Source organism: Scandinavium lactucae (assembly GCF_033843265.1).
GTDB classification, from domain to species: Bacteria; Pseudomonadota; Gammaproteobacteria; order Enterobacterales; family Enterobacteriaceae; genus Scandinavium; species Scandinavium lactucae.
Genome location: NZ_JAWXRD010000037.1, coordinates 66,295 through 85,341 on the forward strand (window position 1 = coordinate 66,295; position 19,047 = coordinate 85,341).

Below are 19,047 nucleotides of genomic sequence, written 5' to 3' on the forward strand. Positions count from 1 at the left end.
GGAGCCACCTTATGAGTCAGAATACGCTGAAAGTTCATGATCTAAATGAAGACGCGGAATTTGATGAGAATGGAGCAGAGGTTTTCGACGAGAAAACCTTAGTAGAAGAGGAACCCAGTGATAACGATCTTGCTGAGGAAGAACTGTTATCTCAGGGCGCCACACAGCGTGTGCTGGATGCGACTCAGCTTTACCTTGGGGAGATTGGTTACTCCCCACTGCTAACGGCCGAAGAAGAAGTTTATTTCGCACGACGTGCGTTGCGTGGTGACGTTGCTTCCCGCCGCCGGATGATTGAAAGTAACCTGCGTCTGGTGGTGAAAATTGCTCGTCGCTACAGCAATCGAGGTCTGGCTTTGCTGGACCTGATTGAAGAGGGCAATCTGGGGCTGATTCGCGCGGTCGAGAAATTCGACCCGGAACGCGGATTCCGTTTCTCGACGTATGCTACCTGGTGGATTCGTCAGACCATCGAACGGGCAATTATGAACCAAACCCGTACGATTCGCCTGCCAATCCACATTGTCAAAGAGCTCAACGTTTATCTGCGTACCGCACGTGAGTTATCCCACAAGCTGGATCACGAGCCGAGTGCAGAAGAGATTGCTGAGCAGCTGGACAAACCGGTTGATGACGTAAGCCGTATGCTTCGTCTCAACGAGCGCATTACCTCGGTCGACACCCCGCTGGGTGGCGATTCTGAAAAAGCGCTGCTGGACATCCTGGCCGATGAAAAAGACAACGGCCCGGAAGACACCACGCAGGACGATGACATGAAGCAAAGCATCGTCAAATGGCTGTTCGAACTGAACGCCAAACAGCGTGAAGTGCTGGCACGTCGTTTCGGTTTACTGGGGTATGAAGCTGCAACGCTGGAAGATGTTGGCCGCGAAATTGGCCTGACTCGTGAACGCGTTCGTCAGATTCAGGTTGAAGGTCTGCGTCGCCTGCGTGAAATCCTGCAGGGCCAAGGACTGAATATCGAAGCGCTGTTCCGCGAATAATATCCGCGAGTAAAGAGTTTCCAACCAGAAAGGCCTGTCATTGCGACAGGCCTTTTTCTTTTGTCTCCTCAGACAACTACATCTGCGCGGTTTCGTGCAGGTGACGCCACAGAATCTTGCCTTCCGCCTGTTGAAATATCACCGTCGACCAACGCAATGAGGCCGGTTGCTGAGGCAGGATTTGTTTTTCGCTATAGCGCAGCGCGGCACCGCCTGGCCACTCAGCCAGCAGCGCAATATTGTCTACCGTAATCTGCAATCCGCTACGCGACCCGCCCTGAGCGCGAAAGAACTGACACAGCGCGGCATGATCGAGGCTGCTCCCGCCGGGCGTGACCATCGTAAAGTCGGGGCTAAAACGGGCGAGCAGGGCATCAATATTACCCTCGCCGCGGCCCAGCCAGTTTTCGATAGCAATATGGGCGTCAATGATTTCAATCGTCCAGCGAGTCATGGTTTTTCCTTTTGCAGGTTAAAAATAACGGTTTGATTATCGATCCGTAGCGCACTGACTAATGGCAGCAGGGTAATGGCGGCGGCAACAATAAAAGTCCATCGCCAGGCGTCCGCTGACGGAAGGGCTGCCTGTAACGCGCTTAATAGCCCGGCCAGCAGGGTCGCGCCGAGCAAGAAACTCATCTGCCGATTGATATTCCACAGCGCGCTGGCATCCGGCATATCGTGCCGGGTGATATTCAGAAAGGCACTGCTTTGCGCGGTACTACTGCACAGGCTGCCGCCCGCCCCCATCAGGGCAAAAATAGCGACCAGCACTGCGTGTGGCGTAGCGGGTGTCACGACAGTCAGACAGAATATCCCCATCGCCTGCAGCACGCCGCCGACCATAATCAGCGATCGCGGTCCGAGGCGGTTGAAGTATTTCCCGGTAAAGGAGATAGCCAAAAACGAGGCTATCGACCACGGCAGCATTAACCCGCCTGCTGTAGCAGGGGTCATGTGGGCGACGGTCTGCAAATAAAACATACCGATGATGCTGACCCCGATAAACATGCCCGGCACACAAAGATAGACCCCCATCGCAAAGCGTAACAACGGATCGCGCAGTAACGAGAGATGCAGAAAACGGCCTGATTGCGCCGGAGCCGGTTCGTCTTTCAGCCACAGCCAGGCGAGCACGAGCGTCACCAGGGCCACGGGCAGCGTCGCGAAGAAAATCCATCGCCAGCTGAGCGACTGCACCAGCATCCCACCCACCGCCGGGGAAAATGCCGGGGCCAGCAGCGCCACGAGCATCACGGCGGCAGAAATTTTGGCCCGCTCATGAGGCTTAAACTGCTGCCAGGTCAGCGCCTGGCCGACAGGAATCAACAGACCTCCTCCCAGGCCCTGAACCACTCGCCAGGCTATCAATCCGGCTAGCGACTGCGAAAAACCTGCCGCCGTTGCGGCAAAAGCGAAAATGACCAGTGACACAATGAATAACCGCCGAGCGCCGAGCGCCCGGGTCAGCCTGGCGCTGAACGGGATAACCAGCGTCAACCCGACGATGTAGCCATTGCTGACCCATGCCAGCGCCGATGCCGAGGTGTGTAAGGTTAATGCCATCGCCGGGAAAGCGACGCTGGCAATAAACATGTTGATGAGGTCGAGAAAAAAGCCCAGCAGGTACACAGTGGCTACTTTGTTGCGATACGTCATTCGTTATCCTCCAGAAGGAGCGCTACTGTATCTTCCTCCAACAGGCGGATAAACGGCGCAAACGGCGATATACTGTCAAAATAATTTTGACAGTCCTGCGGGTTTTTATGCTCAATTTACAACGCGTCACGCTGTTTGCTGCGGTGGTCGATACCGGGAGTTTTACCGCCGCAGCCGCCGCGTTGGGGCTGACCAAAGCGGTGGTCAGCTTCAATGTTCGCCAGCTGGAAAACGAGCTTGGCGTTACCCTCCTGTTGCGCTCAACCCGACGTCTGACGCTCACGGAAGCGGGTAACGTCTTTTATCAGCGCGGCGTTGAGCTGCTGAAAGCGGCGGAAAATTTACAGGACGATGTCCGGGGCAGCCATCTGGGATTAAGTGGGGAGTTGCGCCTTACCAGCACCCCGGAATATGGCGCGCGGGTGGTTATTCCGCTGCTGGCGCAGTTCAGCCAGTTGCATCCGGCTCTGCGGGTGCGTCATGTGGCGTCGTCCTACCATGCAGATTTAATTTCAGAGCGTTTTGATGTCGCCATCCGCCTGGGCGCGCTGGCAGATTCGCGATATCACGCGGCATTGATTTCCCGATTTGCGATAGTGCCCGTTGCGGCCCCGGCGTGGCTGGCGAAGCACCCGGTTGGTTCTCTGAAAGAGCTTGCGCAGGCTGAGTGGATTATTCATGAGCGTTTGCAGAATGCACTTTCATGGCAGCTGACGGATGCCCAGGGCGAAAATGTGTCGCTGGAAATAAAAAAGAGTGCCCGACTGTCTGCTGACAGTGCCCAGGCATTGCTGGCGTTTGCGCTCGCCGGATGTGGCATAGCACTGTTACCGGAATGGCTGGTGGAAACTGAGCTGGCAGAGAAACGGCTGGTGCAGGTGTTGCCGGAGTATCGTTTTCAGCAGCAGGGAATTTACGCGGTCTACCCGGATGCCCGCCATGTCTCGGCGAAAGTGCGCGCCTTTATTGATTTTCTGCGCCAACGCGTGGGGGAATAAAAAAGCCGAAAGCATCACGCTTTCGGCTGTTGTTCCTGCGAGGAATTACACCAGGCTTTTCAGACGATAAATCCACTCCAGCGCCTGACGTGGGCTCAGGGAATCCGGGTCAAGATTTTCCAGTGCTTCAACGGCCGGAGAGGTGTCTTCCGGAGCCGACAGCAGCGACATCTGCGTGCCATCCACCTGCGTGGCTCCCGCGCTCGGCGACAGACTTTCCAGCTCGCGCAGTTTCTGACGTGCGCGCTTGATAACGTCTTTCGGCACACCCGCGAGGGCGGCCACCGCCAGGCCATAACTTTTGCTGGCTGCGCCGTCCTGCACGCTGTGCATAAAGGCGATGGTGTCCCCATGCTCCAGGGCATCGAGATGGACGTTGGCCACGCCTTCCATTTTTTCCGGTAACTGGGTTAGCTCGAAATAGTGGGTGGCAAACAGCGTCAGGGCTTTGATGCGGTTCGCCAGGCTTTCGGCACAGGCCCATGCCAACGACAGCCCATCGTAGGTTGAAGTGCCACGACCAATTTCATCCATCAACACCAGGCTTTGCTCAGTGGCGTTGTGCAGGATGTTGGCGGTTTCTGTCATCTCGACCATAAAGGTTGAGCGGCCGCTGGCCAAATCATCCGCCGCGCCGACGCGAGTGAAGATTCGGTCGATAGGCCCAATCTCAACTTTGTGCGCCGGAACGTAGCTCCCGATATAAGCCAGGAGAGCAATCAGCGCGGTCTGGCGCATATAGGTACTTTTACCGCCCATGTTCGGCCCGGTGATGATCAGCATCCGACGCTGTGGCGTCAGATTCAGGGGGTTGGCGATAAACGGCTCATTCAGCACCTGCTCAACCACCGGATGGCGGCCTTCCGTAATTCGAATTCCAGGCTTATCGCTGAAGGTTGGGCAGCTGTAGTTCAGCGTATACGCACGTTCCGCCAGGTTTACCAGCACATCCAGTTCAGCCAAGGCGGCAGCGCTTTGTTGCAGGTCGGCCAGGTGCGGCATCAGCATGTCGAACAACTCATCATACAGCTGCTTTTCCAGCGCCAGCGCTTTACCTTTCGACGTCAGAACCTTGTCTTCGTACTCTTTCAGTTCCGGGATGATATAACGCTCGGCGTTTTTCAGGGTCTGGCGGCGAACGTAGTGGATCGGTGCCATATGGCTCTGACCACGGCTGATCTGGATGTAGTAGCCGTGCACGGCGTTGTAGCCAACTTTCAGCGTATCCAGCCCCAGGCGTTCACGCTCACGGATCTCGAGACGATCGAGATAGTCCGTTGCGCCATCGGCTAACGCCCGCCACTCATCGAGTTCTGCATTATAACCCGGCGCAATTACCCCACCGTCGCGCACCAGAACCGGTGGCGCTTCAACAACGGCGCGTTCGAGCAGTTCTCGAAGCTCGGTAAATTCGCCCATGGTTTCGCGCAGCTTCTGCACCGGCGCGCTGTCGACGCTGACCAGCTGTTCCCGTAGCTCAGGTAACTGCTGGAAAGCATGGCGCATTCGGGCCAGATCACGGGGACGCGCGGTACGCAATGCCAGGCGGGCGAGGATACGTTCCAGATCGCCGACCTGACGCAGTACCGGCTGGAGTTCATCGCAGCGGTCCTGCAATGCGCCGATCGTTTGCTGGCGTTCGGTCAGGATTTTGGTATCGCGTACCGGCATGTGCAGCCAGCGCTTAAGCATACGGCTGCCCATCGGCGTAACGGTGCGATCCAGCACTGCGGCCAGGGTGTTTTCGACACCGCCTGCCAGGTTTTGCGTAATTTCCAGATTACGGCGGGTCGCCGCATCCATGATGATGCTGTCCTGCTGGCGTTCCATAGTGATGGAACGAATATGCGGCAGGGAGGTGCGCTGCGTGTCTTTCACGTACTGCAACAGGCAGCCGGCAGCACACAGGCCACGTGGCGCATTTTCAACGCCAAAACCGACCAGGTCGCGAGTGCCGAACTGAAGATTCAGCTGCTGGCGCGCGGTATCAATTTCGAACTCCCACAGCGGACGACGACGCAGGCCGCGACGGCCTTCAATCAGCGCCGTTTCAGCAAAATCTTCGGCGTACAGCAACTCAGCCGGATTGGTACGTTGCAGCTCGGCGGCCATGGTTTCCCGATCCGCCGGTTCACTCAGGCGAAAACGTCCGGAGCTGATATCCAGAGTGGCGAAGCCGTAACCTTTGCTGTCCTGCCAGATGGCCGCCAGCAGGTTATCCTGACGCTCCTGCAACAGCGCTTCATCGCTGATGGTGCCTGGGGTAACAATGCGCACGACCTTACGCTCGACCGGCCCTTTGCTGGTGGCCGGGTCGCCGACCTGCTCGCAAATAGCTGCCGATTCGCCCAGATTAACCAGCTTGGCGAGATAGTTTTCGACCGCATGATGCGGTACGCCTGCCATCGGGATAGGTTCACCCGCTGATGCGCCGCGTTTGGTCAACGAAATATCGAGCAGTTGCGACGCGCGTTTGGCGTCGTCATAAAACAGCTCGTAAAAGTCACCCATACGGTAAAACAGCAGAATGTCCGGATGCTGGGCTTTCAGCTTCAGATACTGCTGCATCATTGGGGTATGAGCGTCGAAATTCTCAAGTGTGGTCATGGAGTTATGATGTCCATTTCGTTGAAAAACAAGTGTATTCAGGCGCTTTTCATGCGCGTTCATTTCAGACATTGTCGCATGAACGACGGCGTTCTCGCAGCAAAAACTGCGCCAGCTTCTGGCCTGAAACTTCAACAAAAAATGACACACCATCCGGCTTCAGTCGCTGGCGTCAGCGTCTTCAGCCTGCGGCTGAAGAATGAGTTGGCCGTGCTTCACGGCAATATTGACGCTGGTGCCGGTGGGGAAACCCGCTTCTTCAAGCCAGTTACCGCTGAGGATAAGGCTTGGATGGCGGCTGTAATGGCGCGTGCGTCCGGTTTTCGGATCCTCATGGCGCTTCCTGACATAGCTGACCTTGATCCTTCGTGCGCTTTTTGCGATGTCTGCTACTGCCTTGATGTGTAGGCTCATTTTCCGTCACTCCTGGGGGGCACGGGAGAAGTATAAAAAGGAGTGGGGGGAATAACAGCGAATTCTCTGTATTAAAAATCAGGATTGCGCAATGCTTTCAGAAGAAAATGTAACAGCTGGGTTGTTTCATCAATTACTGGATAGCTGCTCGGAAAATCAATAAAAAACCCCGGTGATGTGCTGACATCACCGGGGTTCTCTTTAGGCGTTATCGGTAATACGCCGGGCAGTTTCGTAGTGTGCCTGCCAGTAATTATTAGCAAGGCTTGAAACGGTGACCCCTTTGATTTTCGACGCGTGGATAAATTCATTATTTCCGACATAAACACCGACATGGCGGGTCGATTTTGAGGTTTTGAAGAACACCAGGTCGCCGGGTTTCAGTTCATCCTGAGAAATATGATACCCATTATGAATTTGCTGACCGGTCGTGCGCGGCAGGTTCATGTTCATAGAGCCGTGCATAATGGCCTGCATCAGTGCTGAGCAGTCGATACCACGATGTGAGCTACCGCCCCAGTGATAACGTGTTCCTTTCCATTGAGAATACTCAGTCAGAATTTTTGATTTTATATTGTCTGGCTGCGGTTCGGAGACTTTAGTGGTCAGGCTATGATTCTCTAGCGAGCTAAAACTTGACGGTAAATTAAAAGCACAGGCGTGACCTGCAATGACGGTGGTGGCACACAGGACCATCGCGGGGAATAATTTAGATAAATACATATATGAAAAATTCTTTAATAAAGAGCGAAAAAATCCTTACGAATAAGTAACCGGACTCCTCCCGGAAGGTGTGCAAATAATATACAGTGCTCATTTTTTGTCCATGCCTTGTTCGGTCTCATTTTGGACCGAGACCGATGGGATGGCTGGAATCCCTGATTTCTAAAGGGTATTATTGATGCAACTTATGATTGAGGACGAAAGATGATGGGCAGCCGTATCCGCAGAGAAAAACGCACCATCGCTCGGATGATCGCGCTCTATGAACAGCAGTGCCCGCAGGCCATTTCATCACCGGGGCATTATCAGGCGCTGAATGCCTACGCTGAAAAAAGGCTGGATAAATGTGTGTTTGGCGAACAAAAACCGGCGTGTAAACAGTGCCCGGTGCATTGCTATCAGCCCGCCAAAAGAGAAGAGATGAAGTTGATTATGCGCTGGGCAGGGCCGCGTATGCTCTGGCGTCATCCGGTCCTGACGGTCCTGCATTTAATTGACGACCGGCGTCCGGTGCCTGAATTACCGGAAAAATACCGACCAAAGAAATAGCCTCCATTACGCCAGCGTATCCTTATCAATTCCCAGCCGTTTCATTCTCGATAGCAGAGTGGTGCGTTTCAGCCCCAGCCTCTGTGCGGCACCTTTTGGCCCGGCGACCACGCCGTTGGTCTCCTTAAGAATGCGGATGATTTGCTGCGCCTCATCTTCCCCTTCGAGCAGCGGTTCTGCCGGGAGTGAGGCGGGAGAATAGCTCCATTCCGGCAAGGAAAGCTGTAGTACGTTGCCCGGCGTGAGTAACACCGCGCGTTCAATCACGTTCTCCAGTTCACGCACGTTGCCCGGCCATGGCATGTCGCACAGGGTGCGCAGGGCCTGGGTCGGGATGCTGTCAATCTGGCGGCCAAGGCGACGGGCAATCTTGCTGGTAAAGGCCTTCGCCAGCAGAGGAATGTCGTCCGGGCGTTCGCGAAGCGGTGGCAGCTGGATAGGGAAGACGTTCAGGCGATAGTACAGATCGCTGCGAAACTGCCGGTCTTCTACCATCTGACGTAAATCGCGGTTGGTGGCGGCAATCAGGCGTACGTCGGTGCGGATAAGCGTGTTGCTGCCGAGACGTTCAAATTCCTGCTCCTGCAACACGCGCAGTAGTTTGGGTTGCAGTTCGAGCGGCATATCGCCGACTTCATCCAGAAACAACGAACTTTTGTCCGCCAGTTCAAAACGCCCGGTGCGCGGCGCGCTGGCCCCGGTAAATGCCCCGCGCGAATGGCCGAACAGGTCACTTTCCAGCAGTCCGGCGGGCATGGCGGCGCAGTTCATTTTGATCATCCGCTTTTCTCTGCGCTGGCTGAGCTGATGAATGGCGCGGGCGATTAGTTCCTTGCCGGTGCCGGTTTCACCGAGGATCAGCACCGTGCTATCGCTTTGGGCGACCATTTCCACCTGGCGAAGCACCTCAAGCATCGCATCGCTGCGCCCAATAATGTCGCCGAACTCGTTATCCAGAGTGTTCAGCTGCTCGGTCAGCACCTTGTTTTCATCCGCCAGCCGTTCTTTTAAGCGCTGTATTTCCTGATACGCCAGCGCATTATCCACCGCAATCGACACCCGTCCGGCAATTTGTCGCAGCAGCCGTAAATTGCTGGCATTGAACACCTGCTCGTTACGCTGAGCCAGTTTCAGCACGCCCAGCATGGTCTCGCCGGACATTAGCGGCAGCAGGCAAATGCTTTGCAACTCGTTGCCCCACAGGGAAAACAGCTGGCGGTCGCCCTGTGCCAGCTGGTTCATATCGGCCAGCGTCAGCAGCATCATCTGGTGGTGTTTAAACACCTGTTCGCTAAGCGAGCCGGATTCTTCCACTTCGGCTACATCATGCAGCGGCGTATCGCCATCCAGATAATGACTGGTGTACACGTCGAGTTTTCCCGGCTGCGGGCTGCGCAGCACTACGCTGATGGCATCAATGTGGAAATGGTGATGCAGCGATTTCGCGACCTCACTGACCAGCTCGTCAATATCCAGGCGTGACAGCACGGCATTGGTGACATCGACCAGGATGCGGAAATTATCGCGCTCAAGGCGCAGCTGCTGGCGATCTGCGCTGCGGCTGAGGCGGGTCTGCAACTGCTCGGCGACGATAGCCACCAGCTGGGCCAGCGTTTGCAGACGCTGGAGCTCTTTTTCGCTCCACGGTGTCTGATTGGCGCGAATAAATTCACAGCCGCCAAAAATACGGCCTTCCTGCGCCAGAGGCAGTATGGCATAGCGACCAAAAGGGCCATAAAAAGGACTTTGCGACAGCGCCGACCAGCTGGCGCAAAATTCTGAATAGTCGCACTGCAGCGTGTCGGGTCGCGACAGCAGGCGATGGAGAGGGCCCTGCGCCAGCAGCGTTTCCTCGCCGCTGCGACAAGGGTCGACTGCCGGGCTTGTGAAATAACTCACCCGCTGATTGCCAGGTTGCCATAGCAGGACAGCCGCGCGTTCAGCGAGCCCTGCCTGTTTGACCCGCTGCGTCAGGGTTTCGGCCACGCCGTTCAGGTCAGCTTGTTGCAGTAAAGATCGGGTGATATCGAGCAATCCTTGCTGGCCGAGGTCGCTCATCGCAGTCGTTGACATAGGGTTCATCCACCGTGCGCCGCTGGCGCGAAAAAGCGTTAACAGATCCGCGGCAGCGGTTCAGCATGAGGTAAATCCAGGGTTCGTCGAACCCCGTACAGACCCGTCAGATGTACGCCCCGGCGTTCGCTGATTTCGCCGATGATGGCGGCATCGCGTCCTAAAGGGTGGGCCTGAAGCTGGGCGAGCACGCGCTCTGCGGCTGCGGGCGCAACGCCAATCACCAGTTTGCCTTCGTTGGCAAAGTTCAGCGCGTCCAGCCCCAGCAGTTCACACACGCCACGCACCGCGCTGTTAACAGGCATCTTCGCTTCGTACAGCATCACCCCGCAGCCGCTAGCGGCGGCGAACTCATGCGCCACGGCGTTCACTCCGCCACGGGTGGCATCGCGCAGCGCTTTGACGCCCGGAATATCGCGCAGCGTCTGGATTATCGGCGTTAATACCGCGCAGTCGCTGCGCAGGCAGCCGTCCAGCCCAAGCTGTTCGCGCAGATTAAGGATTGCCGCCCCGTGGTCACCCAACGTACCGCTGACCAGCAGGACATCACCCGGCTGTAACTGCTGTGCTCCCCAGTGGATCCCGGCGGGGATCGCACCCAGCCCGGCGGTGTTAATAAACAGCTTATCCGCCGCGCCGCGTGGTACCACTTTGGTGTCGCCGGTGACAATAGCGATATCGGCCGCTTTGGCCGTTGCCGCCATGCTGGTGACGACCTGTTCCAGGGTCGCCATCTCCAGCCCCTCTTCGAGGATAAATCCGCACGACAGATAACGAGGAATAGCCCCGCTGACGGCGACGTCGTTCGCGGTACCGCACACCGCCAGCTTGCCGATATCCCCGCCGGGGAAGAATAACGGGTCAATAACGTAGCTGTCGGTGGAAAAGGCCAGCCGGTCGCCGCTGGCGGTAAGTGAGGCGAGGGCGATCCGCGCCTGATCTTCCTGCTCGGCCAGCCACGGGTTATCAAACGCGCGCATAAACAAATCGTTGATCAGCTGCTGCATCGCCTGGCCGCCGCTGCCGTGGGCTATTTGCACGGTTTTCATTTTTCACCTTCCTGACTGCGATACTGATACCACGCCGCGCAGGCCCCTTCGGAGGAGACCATCAGCGCGCCGAACGCGCTTTGCGGGTTGCAGGTGTTGCCAAACAGCGGGCACTGATGAGGTTTACAGCGCCCGGTGAGCACTTCGCCACAGCGAGCGCGGGGATCGTCACACACCTCGCGGTGTGACGGCTGGAAATGCGCTTCGGCATCGAAACGCTGATAGTCGGCGGCGAGTTTCACCCCGGATTCGGCAATCACACCCAGGCCACGCCATTCGCTGTCGCCGTTGACGGTAAAGACATCGGCGATTGCTTGTTGGGCCAGCGCGTTGCCTGCATCGGGCACCACGCGGCGATACTGATTTTCGACGCGGCTGACGTCTGCGATTTTCTGTTCAACCAGCATGCTGACGCCCTGCAATAAATCCAGCGGCTCAAAACCGGCAACCACCAGCGGGCGCTGAAAATCAGCGGCGATAAAGTCGTAGCGGGCGGTGCCTATCACCATGCTGACATGGCCGGGGGCAAGGAACGCGTCGATGCTGTTATCCGGCTGTTCGAGAAGGCTGCGTAGGGTAGGGATCAGCGTAATGTGCTGGCAAAAAAAGAAAAAGTTACTGAGATTTTGCGCTTTCGCCTGTTGCAGCGTGATGGCGGTGGCGGGCATGGTGGTTTCAAACCCGAGGCCGAAAAACACCACCTTGCGCTGCGGATTCTCCGCCGCCAGCCGCAGGGCATCCATCGGCGAATAAATGATACGAATATCAGCCCCACGCGCTTTGGCCTGCATTAACGAGCCATTTTTGCCCGGGACGCGCATCGCATCGCCAAAGGTGCAGAAAATCACGTCGGGATGGCTGGCGATATCTATACAGGTGTCGATCCGGCCCATCGGCAACACGCAGACTGGGCAACCCGGGCCGTGAATAAACTCGATGTTGTCGGGCAGGAGTTGGTCGAGGCCAAAACGGAAAATGGCGTGCGTGTGGCCGCCGCACACTTCCATGATCCGCAGTGGGCGCTCGACAGAGTAAGGCAGCAATGACGCACGGTTTTTCAGATGACCAATAAGCTGCATCACCTGCTCGGGGGCGCGGTATTCATCGACAAAGCGCATTAACGATCCTCGCCCCACATCAACGCCCCGACATCGGGTTCAACGTCGAACATGTTTTGCAGCGCCGCCAGCGTGTCGCGGGCTTCGGCTTCATCAATCACGCTCATTGCGAACCCGACGTGAACCAGCACCCACTGGCCGATGCGTGATTGGCCCTGTTCATCGGTAACGCCGACCAGCGTCAGGTCGACATCGCGTTGGATACCGCACACGTCGACCTTGGCCTGCTGACCGCTGATGGCACAAATCTGCCCGGGAACGCCTATGCACATCGTTGCGTCTCCAGCCAGCTCAGCCACTGATCCATTCCTTCGCCGCTGGTGGCGGAAATCAGGATTGCCTCAATCGTGGGATTCACCTGGCGGGCGTACGCCAGGCAGCGCTCGACATCGAATTGCAGGTACGGCAGCAGGTCAATTTTGTTGAGCAGCAGCAGCGAGGCGGCGGCAAACATCTGCGGATATTTCAGCGGTTTGTCTTCCCCTTCGGTGACCGACAGCACCGCGACTTTGTGCCGCTCGCCGAGGTCGAAACTGGCCGGGCATACTAGGTTGCCAACGTTCTCGATAAACAGAATCCCGTTGTCCTCCAGCGGCATGCGCGGTGCGGCGTCGGCAATCATCTGCGCATCGAGATGGCAGCCTTTGCCGGTATTGACCTGAATCGCGGGTGTGCCGGTGGCGCGAATGCGCGCCGCATCGTTCACCGTTTGCTGATCGCCTTCAATCACTGCACAGGGCACGCGGCCTTTGAGGCGCGTCAGCGTTTCGGTCAACAGCGTGGTTTTCCCGGATCCGGGGCTAGAAACCAGGTTCAGTACCAGCAACTCTCGAGCGGCAAACCGTGCCCGGTTGCGGGCTGCCAGCTGATTGTTTTTGTCCAGCACGTCGATTTCGACTTCCAGCATTTTGCGCTGACTGATACCCGGCGCGTGCGTTCCGGCCTCACCGTGACCGTAGTGCAAATCGCCTTGGGCCGACTTTTGTGGGCTGAAGTCGGATGTAATCCCGGTGATGGAAAGCGCCGGGCGGGAAGCGGGCGCAAACGGCGCTCCGCGAAAGGCCGAGTGCGGATTGTGCTCATCACCTTCGATGTAGCGATTGCCATCCGCGCAGCCGCAGGTTGTACACATACCTTATTCCTCAATGACTTCGATACGCTGAATCTGAAAACCATCGTCAGCGACAATGCGTAACCGATCGCTGCCGCAATCGGGGCAGCGACGAACGTGTTGCGACAGCAAATGCACATATTGCTGACACGTCGGGCACCAGCACTCCGCCTGCTGTTCTTCAATGTGCAACTGGCAGCCTTCCGCTATCGTGCCGCGGCACACCAGCTCAAAACAGAAACTGACCGAGGCGGGCTCCACGCAGGAAAATGCCCCGATTTTCAGCCAGACGGCACTCACGCGGGTGGCGTCGTTGGCGAGCGCCTGTTGCTCAACAATTTCCAGCGCCCGCTGGCAAAGGGTGATTTCGTGCATAACGTTTCTCGTCTGGTCAACTTCACCGGTTAAAGCAAAAAACAGGCCACAATTTATTCCGTTGATTTTTAAAGAGAAGTCATGCATCGACATTGGCTGGATGACAATTGTGACGGCCTGTCGCCACAAATGACGTTGAGAAAAAACGGCGGGGACGACGACGATCGTCACAATCGTCGTCATGGTGACGATGACAGCGGTTTGTCAGTAGGGAAATAGGTTATCTCTTTGATTTAATTTGGAATGATTTGATGGCACGCAAATTGCTACACAAGCCGGATAATTTTCTTCCGCTTCAGAGGAATAACCATGAACCGCTTTGTCATTGCGGATCCTCAGTGGTGCATCGGATGCAATACCTGCCTCGCAGCGTGCTCTGATGTCCATAAAACGCAGGGGCTCCAGCAGCACCCGAGGCTTGCGATGGCACGCACCGGCGAGAATACCGCGCCGGTGCTGTGCCGTCATTGCGAAGACGCCCCCTGCAAACGGGTGTGCCCGGTGAACGCCATCGCCGTTGAGGATGACAGCGTACAAATCAATGAGAGCCTGTGCATCGGCTGCAAACTGTGCGGCCTGGTATGCCCGTTCGGGGCGATAACGCCTGCGGGCAGTACGCCGTTGAACGTGCCTGCGCAGTTTGAACACTTCGTTCCGGCCGCCATGCTCAGCGACGTGCCGGTGAGCCCGGAAGGCATGAACCCGTTCCTGAGCTGGAACGCGGGCGTGCGCGCCATCGCTGTGAAATGCGACCTGTGCCATTTCTTACCGGAAGGTCCGGCCTGCGTCAGCGCCTGTCCGACCAAAGCGCTGCATCTGATTGAACCGCAGGCCGTCAACGCGCAGATGAAAGCGCGCCGGACGCAAACGGCGCTGTCGATGCCGGAGTCCTTACCGGGCCTGAACCTTGCAGGGGAGCAACGCTAATGGATGCACTGCAATTACTGATGTGGTCGCTGGCACTGTACGTCGTTGGGGGCGTGGTTTCTCTGCTGCTGCAAAAAAACGAAGCGCTGGCAATTCGGGTGGCGGGCTTAAGCGCCATCCTCGGCGGGCTGCTGGGGTTATGCAGCGCGCTGCCGCTGTTGTTCAGCGGGGAAGTGCTGTTCTGGAGCGCCACGGGCCCGTTCCCGTTCGCCGCCTTCAGCGTGCGCGTTGATAGCCTTGCGGCGTTTATGGTAACGGTCATTTCGCTGCTGGTCACACTCTGCGCCCTCTATTCCCTCTCTTACATGCAGGAATATCTCGGCAAAGGCGCGGCGTCGATGGGTTTCTTTATGAACCTGTTTATCGCCTCGATGGTCGGCCTGGTAGTGATGGATAACGGTTTCTGGTTCATCATTCTGTTCGAAATGATGTCGCTGGCCTCGTGGTTCCTGGTCATCGCCGATCAGAGTGAGGAGTCGATCAAAGCCGGGCTACTGTATTTCTTTATCGCCCACGCCGGATCGGTGTTGATCATGGTGGCGTTCTTCCTGATGTGGCGCGAAAGCGGCAGTCTGGAGTTTGAGTCCTTCCGTCAACTGCATCTCTCCTCTGGCCTGGCATCGGTGGTGTTCATTCTGGCATTCCTCGGCTTTGGGGCGAAAGCGGGGATGCTGCCGCTGCACAGCTGGCTGCCGCGCGCACACCCGGCGGCACCCTCACATGCCTCGGCGCTGATGTCCGGGGTGATGGTCAAAATCGGTATTTTCGGCATCATCAAGGTCGGGATTGATCTGCTGGGGGCGACCGAAAGCTGGTGGGGCCTCGTGGTTCTGGCATTCGGAGCCGTTTCGTCGGTGCTCGGCGTGCTGTATGCGCTGGCGGAGCACGATATCAAGCGTCTGTTGGCGTGGCACACCGTCGAGAACATCGGCATCATTCTGATGGGCGTCGGGGTCGGCATGGTCGGCATCGCGACCCATCATCCGCTGCTGGCGACCATCGGTCTGCTGGGGGCGCTGTTCCACTTGCTCAACCATGCGCTGTTCAAGGGGCTGCTGTTCCTCGGCGCGGGGGCGGTGATTTTCCGCGTCCACACCCGTGATATGGAAAAAATGGGCGGGCTGGCGAAGCTGATGCCGCTCACCGGCACCGCGTTCCTGATTGGCTGCATGTCTATTTCTGCGCTGCCGCCGCTGAACGGTTTCGTCAGCGAGTGGTTCACCTATCAATCCCTGTTCACCCTGAGCCACGAGGGCGACTTTGCCCAGCGTCTGGCCGGGCCGATTGCAATTGTGATGCTGGCGATCACCGGTGCCCTGGCGGCAATGTGCTTCGTCAAAGTCTATGGCATCAGCTTCTGTGGCGGGGCGCGCAGCGAGCAGGCCGAACACGCCCGTGAAGTGCCCTGGCCAATGACCGCCGCGATGATCGTCATGGCGCTGTTGTGCGTGGCGCTCGGCGTAGGGGCCTCGGTGGTGGCTCCGGTGCTGGCGCAGGTCGCCACCTCGCTGACGCACACCCCGGCGTTGATTGTCGCCCACAACACCCTCCTGCAACCGGGCGACAGCGCCCAGGCGATGTTCTCCCCGGCGGTCTCTTTCCTGCTGCTGTTAGGGTTGCCGCTACTGCCGCTGGTGGTGTGGTGGGTTCTGCGCGGCGAGCGTGGGCCGTTCCGCCGCCGCGGCCAGCCGTGGGCCTGTGGCTACGCCTGGGAAGACGCCATGTCCGCCTCCGCTGGTAGCTTCACCCAGCCGCTGCGCGTGATGTTCGGCCCGCTGTATCGGATGCGTAAACAGCTCGATCCTTCGCAAGCGCTGGGCCGCAGTCTGACCAAAGTGACTGACGGTGCGGCGGCGGTCGAGCCTTTCTGGGACGAGCGCATTATCTGGCCGCTGGTGCGGCTTGTTCAGCGCGTCGGTTCGGGCATCCAGCGGATGCAGAGCGGGGACTTCCGCCTTTACTGCCTGTATGTGGTGGTGGCGCTGGTGGTTCTGTTACTGACCGTGGCCCTGTGAGGAGAGTGAGATGTTAATCCAACAAACGCCAGAGTGGGGCATGGGGCTGTTCGCGGTTTGCCAGGCCGTCATATTGCTGGCCCTGACGCCGCTGATGACCGGCATTTCCCGCCAGATTCGGGCGCGTATGCACTCCCGCCGTGGGCCTGGCATTTTGCAGGACTACCGTGACCTCAACAAGCTGCTGAAACGCCAGCCAGTGGGGCCGGTTCAGTCCGGGGCGATGTTCCGCGTGATGCCGTGGATCCTGCTCAGCAGCATGCTGCTGGTGGCGATGGCATTACCGGTCTTTACCCAGACCTCACCGTTCGGTGGGGCGGGGGATTTAATTACCCTGCTGTACCTGTTCGCGCTGTTCCGTTTCTTCTTTGCCCTTTCCGGGCTCGACAGCAGCAGTTCGTTTGCGGGCATTGGTGCCAGCCGCGAACTGACGCTGGGCATTCTGGTGGAGCCGATTCTGATCCTCGGCCTGCTGGTGGTGGCGCTGATCGTGGGGTCGACCAACATCGGCACCATCAGCGCCGCGCTGTCGCAGGGCTGGAGTTCACCGCTGGCTATTTTCATGGCCTTCCTCGCCTGTGGTTTCGCCTCGTTCATTGAGATGGGCAAAATTCCGTTCGACGTTGCCGAAGCCGAGCAGGAGCTACAGGAAGGCCCGCTAACCGAATATTCCGGTTCCGATTTTGCGCTGGTGAAGTGGGGGATTGGCCTCAAGCAGGTAGTGGTAGCCGAAATGTTCCTCGCGGTGTTTTTACCTTTCGGCAAAGCGGCAAGCCTCACCCCTGGGGCACTGTTGCTGGCGTTGGGGGTGATGTTCATCAAGCTGCTGGTGGTGTTTGTGTTGGCGTCGCTGGTGGAGAACTCGCTGGCGCGTGGGCGATTCCTGCTGACGCATCATGTCACGTGGCTCGGGTTTGGCGTCTCGGCGCTGGCCTTCGTCTTCTATTTTACTGGGCTGTAAGGAGCGCCGTGAAATGATGGAAAAAATAGCGCTGACGACCCTGCTGGTGCCGTTTATCGGCGCGCTGCTGACGGCCTGTTCGCCGAAGACGCGGGCGAAACACCTTTGCTCTTTCTTCGCTCTGTTGGCCACGCTCGGCACGGTGATTCTGGGCTGGCAGTTTCTCGCCGGTGGCAAGGTCGATGCGACTTACACGCTGGTGAGCTATCACGGTGTCGCCCTGTTCGGCTTCACCGTGGACAGAATCAGTACCCTGATTGCCTTTGCGGTGGTGTTCCTCGGCCTGCTGGTGAGCCTCTATTCCACAGGCTATCTGACCCGTGGCAACCGTGAGCATCCGCATGATGGCGGCAACCGTTACTACGCGTTTCTGCTGATTTTTATCGGCGCAATGGCCGGGCTGGTGCTCTCCTCAACTTTGCTCGGGCAACTGCTGTTCTTCGAAATTACCGGGGGCTGTTCCTGGGCGCTGATTGGCTATTACCAGACGCAAAAATCACAGCGTTCAGCCATGAAAGCGCTGCTGATTACCCACGTCGCCTCGCTGGGGTTATACCTCGCGGCCGCGACGCTGTTCCTCAATACCGGCACCTTCGCGCTGAGCGCGTTGAGCCAGCTACAGGGGACGGCGAGCTATATCGTGTATGGCGGCATCCTGTTCGCGGCGTGGGGGAAATCTGCCCAGCTGCCGATGCAGGCATGGCTGCCGGATGCGATGGAAGCACCAACCCCAGTTAGCGCTTACTTACATGCTGCGTCGATGGTGAAAGTGGGCGTCTACATCTTTGCCCGCGCCATTCTGGAAGGCGGCAACGTGCCGCATGCCATTGGTTGGGTGGGCATCGTGATGGCCACTATCACCATGATTTACGGTTTCATGATGTATCTGCCGCAAAAAGATATGAAGCGGCTGCTGGCGTGGTCGACCATCACGCAGCTGGCGTGGATGTTCCTCGCTCTGTCAATGGCGGCGCTGGGCTCGAAGCAGGCGCTCGACGGCGGGATTGCCTACATCTTCAACCACGCCTTCGCCAAGAGCCTGTTCTTCCTGGTGGCGGGTGCGTTCAGCTACAGCTGTGGTACTCGCCTGTTGCCGAAATTGCGCGGGGTGATGGGCAAATCACCGTTGCTTGGGATCGGCTTCTGTGTGGCGGCGCTGGCGATTGCCGGGGTGCCCCCGTTCAACGGCTTCTTCAGCAAATTCCCCGTGTTTGCCGCCGGGTTCACCCTCTCAGCCGACCACTGGGAACTGATCCCGGTGATGGTGCTGGCGCTGGTGGAATCCGTGGCCAGCTTCGCCTGGCTTATCTACTGGTTCGGACGGGTGGTGCCTGGAGAGCCAAGCCCGGAAGTGGCGCAAATGACCCCGCTGCCGTTGGCGATGCGGGCCGTGTTAGTCGTGCTGGTGGTGATGTCGCTGTGTTCCAGCGTGATTGCCGCGATGTGGCTTAATTAAGGAGACGA

General features: G+C 57.8%; 19 protein-coding genes. 8 read left to right on the top strand and 11 right to left on the bottom strand.

What is annotated here, in order from left to right:
* Positions 1-11 precede the first annotated feature (11 nt).
* The gene (gene rpoS, locus SIK69_RS16345) at positions 12-1,004 is read left to right on the top strand and encodes an RNA polymerase sigma factor RpoS (RefSeq protein WP_319629495.1); all 993 of its coding nucleotides are present in this window, start codon (positions 12-14) and stop codon (positions 1,002-1,004) included.
* A 76-nt stretch (positions 1,005-1,080) separates the two neighbouring features.
* On the opposite strand, the gene SIK69_RS16350 is transcribed toward rpoS, so the two are convergent.
* Both SIK69_RS16350 and SIK69_RS16355 read right to left on the bottom strand, forming a co-directional pair.
* Complete coding sequence (locus SIK69_RS16350) at positions 1,081-1,458, bottom strand: DUF4440 domain-containing protein (RefSeq protein WP_319629494.1); 378 nt, start codon at positions 1,456-1,458, stop codon at positions 1,081-1,083.
* On the bottom strand, positions 1,455-2,663 hold the full coding sequence (locus SIK69_RS16355; protein ID WP_319786558.1) for an MFS transporter: 1,209 nt from the start codon (positions 2,661-2,663) through the stop codon (positions 1,455-1,457). Before SIK69_RS16355 ends, SIK69_RS16350 begins: the two co-directional genes overlap by 4 nt.
* A 107-nt stretch (positions 2,664-2,770) precedes the next feature.
* Here SIK69_RS16355 and SIK69_RS16360 point away from each other — a divergent pair, with 107 nt between their 5' ends.
* A complete protein-coding gene (locus tag SIK69_RS16360; protein WP_319786559.1) occupies positions 2,771-3,661 on the top strand; it encodes a LysR family transcriptional regulator in 891 nt (296 codons plus the stop codon).
* Between the two features lie 45 nt (positions 3,662-3,706).
* Here the strand turns inward: SIK69_RS16360 and mutS are convergent, their stop codons facing one another.
* From mutS to SIK69_RS16375, 3 genes are all read right to left on the bottom strand, one after another.
* Entirely contained in the window at positions 3,707-6,268 is a 2,562-nt protein-coding gene (mutS, locus tag SIK69_RS16365; protein WP_319786560.1) for a DNA mismatch repair protein MutS, read from the bottom strand.
* 159 nt (positions 6,269-6,427) lie between these two features.
* The gene (locus SIK69_RS16370; protein WP_319629490.1) at positions 6,428-6,682 is read right to left on the bottom strand and encodes a SymE family type I addiction module toxin; all 255 of its coding nucleotides are present in this window, start codon (positions 6,680-6,682) and stop codon (positions 6,428-6,430) included.
* A gap of 201 nt (positions 6,683-6,883) precedes the next feature.
* Positions 6,884-7,405 (bottom strand): C40 family peptidase, encoded by a 522-nt coding sequence (locus SIK69_RS16375; RefSeq protein ID WP_319786561.1) that lies wholly within the window; start codon positions 7,403-7,405, stop codon positions 6,884-6,886.
* A 204-nt stretch (positions 7,406-7,609) separates the two neighbouring features.
* On the opposite strand from SIK69_RS16375, the gene SIK69_RS16380 reads away from it, so the two are divergent.
* Entirely contained in the window at positions 7,610-7,954 is a 345-nt protein-coding gene (locus tag SIK69_RS16380) for a nitrous oxide-stimulated promoter family protein (protein ID WP_319629488.1), read from the top strand.
* Positions 7,955-7,960: 6 nt separating this feature from the next.
* Here the strand turns inward: SIK69_RS16380 and flhA are convergent, their stop codons facing one another.
* The 6 genes from flhA to hypA are packed head-to-tail and all read right to left on the bottom strand — an operon-like array spanning position 7,961 to position 13,680.
* Positions 7,961-10,027 carry a formate hydrogenlyase transcriptional activator FlhA gene (flhA, locus tag SIK69_RS16385; protein ID WP_319629487.1) on the bottom strand — a complete coding sequence of 689 codons (2,067 nt, stop codon included), beginning with the start codon at positions 10,025-10,027 and terminating at the stop codon, positions 7,961-7,963.
* Between the two features lie 38 nt (positions 10,028-10,065).
* Positions 10,066-11,076 (bottom strand): hydrogenase expression/formation protein HypE, encoded by a 1,011-nt coding sequence (gene hypE / locus SIK69_RS16390; RefSeq protein ID WP_319786562.1) that lies wholly within the window; start codon positions 11,074-11,076, stop codon positions 10,066-10,068.
* Positions 11,073-12,194 carry a hydrogenase formation protein HypD gene (gene hypD / locus SIK69_RS16395; protein WP_319629485.1) on the bottom strand — a complete coding sequence of 374 codons (1,122 nt, stop codon included), beginning with the start codon at positions 12,192-12,194 and terminating at the stop codon, positions 11,073-11,075. The genes hypE and hypD overlap by 4 nt, the downstream gene beginning before the upstream one ends.
* A complete protein-coding gene (locus SIK69_RS16400; protein ID WP_319629484.1) occupies positions 12,194-12,466 on the bottom strand; it encodes a HypC/HybG/HupF family hydrogenase formation chaperone in 273 nt (90 codons plus the stop codon). The genes hypD and SIK69_RS16400 overlap by 1 nt, the downstream gene beginning before the upstream one ends.
* Positions 12,457-13,326, bottom strand: coding sequence for a hydrogenase nickel incorporation protein HypB (hypB, locus tag SIK69_RS16405; RefSeq protein WP_319786563.1), 870 nt, complete (start codon positions 13,324-13,326; stop codon positions 12,457-12,459). Before hypB ends, SIK69_RS16400 begins: the two co-directional genes overlap by 10 nt.
* 3 nt (positions 13,327-13,329) lie before the next feature.
* Positions 13,330-13,680, bottom strand: coding sequence for a hydrogenase maturation nickel metallochaperone HypA (gene hypA, locus SIK69_RS16410; RefSeq protein ID WP_319786564.1), 351 nt, complete (start codon positions 13,678-13,680; stop codon positions 13,330-13,332).
* Between the two features lie 81 nt (positions 13,681-13,761).
* On the opposite strand from hypA, the gene SIK69_RS16415 reads away from it, so the two are divergent.
* The 5 genes from SIK69_RS16415 to SIK69_RS16435 all read left to right on the top strand — a co-directional run bounded on the left by SIK69_RS16415 (position 13,762) and on the right by SIK69_RS16435 (position 19,039).
* Positions 13,762-13,899: a hypothetical protein gene (locus SIK69_RS16415; protein WP_319786565.1), complete on the top strand. Its 138-nt coding sequence runs from the start codon at positions 13,762-13,764 to the stop codon at positions 13,897-13,899.
* Between the two features lie 90 nt (positions 13,900-13,989).
* Complete coding sequence (locus SIK69_RS16420) at positions 13,990-14,607, top strand: 4Fe-4S dicluster domain-containing protein (RefSeq protein ID WP_319629480.1); 618 nt, start codon at positions 13,990-13,992, stop codon at positions 14,605-14,607.
* On the top strand, positions 14,607-16,622 hold the full coding sequence (gene hyfB / locus SIK69_RS16425; protein WP_319786566.1) for a hydrogenase 4 subunit B: 2,016 nt from the start codon (positions 14,607-14,609) through the stop codon (positions 16,620-16,622). Before SIK69_RS16420 ends, hyfB begins: the two co-directional genes overlap by 1 nt.
* Positions 16,623-16,632: 10 nt before the next feature.
* Positions 16,633-17,583 (top strand): respiratory chain complex I subunit 1 family protein, encoded by a 951-nt coding sequence (locus SIK69_RS16430; RefSeq protein WP_319786567.1) that lies wholly within the window; start codon positions 16,633-16,635, stop codon positions 17,581-17,583.
* Positions 17,584-17,599: 16 nt separating this feature from the next.
* The gene (locus SIK69_RS16435) at positions 17,600-19,039 is read left to right on the top strand and encodes a hydrogenase 4 subunit D (protein ID WP_319629547.1); all 1,440 of its coding nucleotides are present in this window, start codon (positions 17,600-17,602) and stop codon (positions 19,037-19,039) included.
* The last annotated feature ends 8 nt before the right edge of the window (positions 19,040-19,047 follow it).